Source organism: Micromonospora sp. NPDC003776 (assembly GCF_053605645.1).
The window spans coordinates 1-2,713 of sequence record NZ_JBSGJR010000760.1; the positions used below are offsets into that span (position 1 = coordinate 1).

Here is a 2,713-nt window from a genome sequence, read left to right on the forward strand (position 1 = left end):
TCGATATTCGAGTGGGTGGGGGAGCGCCCCGCGCGCGGGCCCCTGGGCCTTGGCCAGCCCCCGCGCGGCGGCTTCGCCGGTGGCCTCGGTCAGCGTGGTCACTTGGCGTTGAGAATGCTTTCCATCTCGGTGGCCGCGTCGGCGGTGGCCTGCTCGACCGTCTTCTGACCCTTGATGACCGAGCTGTTCATCGCCTGGGTCACCGTCTTGGTCCGGCTGACCTCGACCCACTTCGGGGTCAGCGGGGTCAGCTTGGTGTTCTGCATGGCGGTGGCGCAGGCGGCCATCACCTTGTCGTTGGCGTAGTTACCGCCGCCGACCAGGTCCTTGTAGACCGGGAAGAAGCCGAGGCTGCTGGCGAACTCCTGGTCCTTCTGCTTGCTCAGCAGCACGGTCAGGTAGTCCCAGGCGAGGTCCTGCTTCTTGCTGTCCTTCCAGAGGGCGATGTCGGAACCGCCGGCGAAGGCCGGGGCCGGCTTGCCGTCCGGGCCGGGGATCGGGAAGGTGCCCCAGACCTTCTCGATGTCGGGGTTGTCCTTCTTCATCGCGCCGCCCTGCCAGCAGCCGGCGAACGCCATGGCGGCCTTGCCGGTGGCGAACTGGGTGCGGGCGTCGATCTCGTTCCAGCCGGCGGCGGCCGGCGGGGCGACCTTCTGCACGGTCACCAGGTCGGTCCAGTACTTGACCGCCTTCTGCGCCTCGGGCGTGTTGTAGCCGGACTTCCAGGTGTCGCCCTGCTTGGTGGCGATCTCGGCGCCGCTGGCCCAGAGGAAGGAGTAGAACGGCAGCTCGGAGTTGCCGGGCAGCGCGATGCCGTAGGTGCCGGGCTTCTTGGCCTGCACGGCCTTCGCGGCGGCGACCAGCTCGTCCCAGTTGGTCGGCGGCTTCACGCCGGCGGCGGCGAACCAGTCGGTGCGGTAGAAGACGGCCCGGACGCCGGCGTACCACGGGACGCCGTACTGCTTGCCGTCGAGCTGGGCGTTCTTCACCAGGTCGGGGAGGATGTCCTTGCCCTCGGACCAGCTGTTGAACTTGCCGCTCAGGTCGGCGAGGGCCTCCTGCGAGGCCCAGCCCTGGGTCTCGGTGTTGCCCAGCTCGGTGACGTCCGGTCCCTCACCGCCGGCGAGCGCGGCCTGGAACTTCTTCGGCGCCTCGAGCCAGGGGACGTACTGCACCACCACGTCGGTCTCGGGGTGCTTCTTCTTGAACTCCGCCTCGACGGTGTCGAGGAACTTGGTCTGGGCGTCGCCACCGTCGCCCATCATCCAGACCGTGAGCTTGCTGTTGTCCGCGGCCTTGTCGTCGTCCCCGGAGCCACCGCAGCCGGCGAGCACCATCGCGGCCGAGGCCACGACGGCGGTGACCGGAGCCAGCCGCTTCCACCTGTTCACGCCATATCTCCCTCGGGCCGTTTGGCACTAACCTTCTCCGCCGCACCTTAGTAGGAAAATTTCCTTTACAACAGGGGGCATTCACGGCGGTAGGGCGAGGCGACGGTATCGCAGCCGGCCGCCCGGGCGGCAGGGGTGCCGTCCGGGCAGCTCAGGGCAGACACGCCAGCGGGCGCCCGACCAGGAGGTCGGACGCCCGCTCAGCGTTCAGGGGGTGGCGGTCAGTAGCGCGAGACGCCGCGCCGACGGCCCACGCCGGCCACCAGGGCCACGGCGATGGCGGCCAGCACGACCTGCACCAGCAACTCCATCCAGTCGACACCCTTGGTCTCGGTGGCGATGCCCAGGGCCCGGGCCAGCACGGTACCGAGCAGCGCGGCACCCACGCCGATCAGCATATGCAGCCAGATCGGCATGTTCTGGCGACCCGGAACGACCAGGCGGCCCAGCGCACCGACGATCAGACCAACGATGATGGCGGTAAGAATGCCCGTCACGGTCATGGTCGTTCTCCTCCTCGAAAGATCTGTCACACGGGGGTCGTGTGTTTGCTGTCGTGACCGGTAAGTGCCCGACCCGCTGAAAACCCAAACCGACTTCCGGGATGAACCGCAGCGAACCTCGCCGACCTGCGCTTCCACCGCGGAAATTCACCTCGGAGCACCGGCTCGGACATCGATTGCGGCCATCTGCGGAATGGCGGGCACACGCCAGCGGGCGCCCGACCCGTGAGGTCGGACGCCCGCTCAGCGTTCAGGGGGTGGCGGTCAGTAGCGCGAGACGCTACGCCGACGACCCACGCCGGCCACCAGGGCCACGGCGATGGCGGCCAGCACGACCTGCACCAGCAGCTCCATCCAGTCGATACCGGCGGTCTCGGTCGCGATACCCAGGGCCCGGGCGAGCACGGTACCGAGCAGCGCGGCACCGACGCCGATCAGCATGTGCAGCCAGATCGGCATGTTCTGGCGGCCCGGAACGACGAGGCGACCCAGAGCGCCGACGATCAGACCAACCACCAGCGCGGTAAGAATGCCCCAGACGGTCACGGTCGTTCTCCTTTGAAGTAGGTTCACACCTTCTGTGTGGTTCCTGTCGTGACCGGTAAGTTCCCGAGGCACCGAAAAACCAAACCGACTCATCGACGGACGGCCGCCCCGAGGGCCCGGAGCCGGCCGCGTCGATTTGCGCCCCAAGCGGACATCCGCGCAGGTCGCGAAGGGGTACGGGCGGACCGGGCGGCGGGCCCGCCGCGGCGGAAAAATCGTCCGGACACACCGAGACGGCCGGTGCCCGCGACCCGGTGAGGGTTCGTCGCGGGC

General features: G+C 68.6%; 3 protein-coding genes. All 3 read right to left on the bottom strand.

Going from position 1 to position 2,713, the window contains the following annotated elements; genetic code table 11:
* Positions 1-98 precede the first annotated feature (98 nt).
* The 3 genes from ACWEVO_RS34510 to ACWEVO_RS34520 all read right to left on the bottom strand — a co-directional run bounded on the left by ACWEVO_RS34510 (position 99) and on the right by ACWEVO_RS34520 (position 2,440).
* Complete coding sequence (locus tag ACWEVO_RS34510; protein WP_452311608.1) at positions 99-1,391, bottom strand: sugar ABC transporter substrate-binding protein; 1,293 nt, start codon at positions 1,389-1,391, stop codon at positions 99-101.
* A gap of 221 nt (positions 1,392-1,612) precedes the next feature.
* The gene (locus ACWEVO_RS34515; protein WP_452311609.1) at positions 1,613-1,894 is read right to left on the bottom strand and encodes a GlsB/YeaQ/YmgE family stress response membrane protein; all 282 of its coding nucleotides are present in this window, start codon (positions 1,892-1,894) and stop codon (positions 1,613-1,615) included.
* A 264-nt stretch (positions 1,895-2,158) separates the two neighbouring features.
* Complete coding sequence (locus ACWEVO_RS34520; protein WP_452311610.1) at positions 2,159-2,440, bottom strand: GlsB/YeaQ/YmgE family stress response membrane protein; 282 nt, start codon at positions 2,438-2,440, stop codon at positions 2,159-2,161.
* Positions 2,441-2,713: the final 273 nt, after the last annotated feature.

Coding starts and splice junctions, on each gene's coding strand:
- ACWEVO_RS34515 (WP_452311609.1), bottom strand. CDS start 1,894: ATGACCGTGACGGGCATTCTTACCGCCATCATCGTTGGTCTGATCGTC.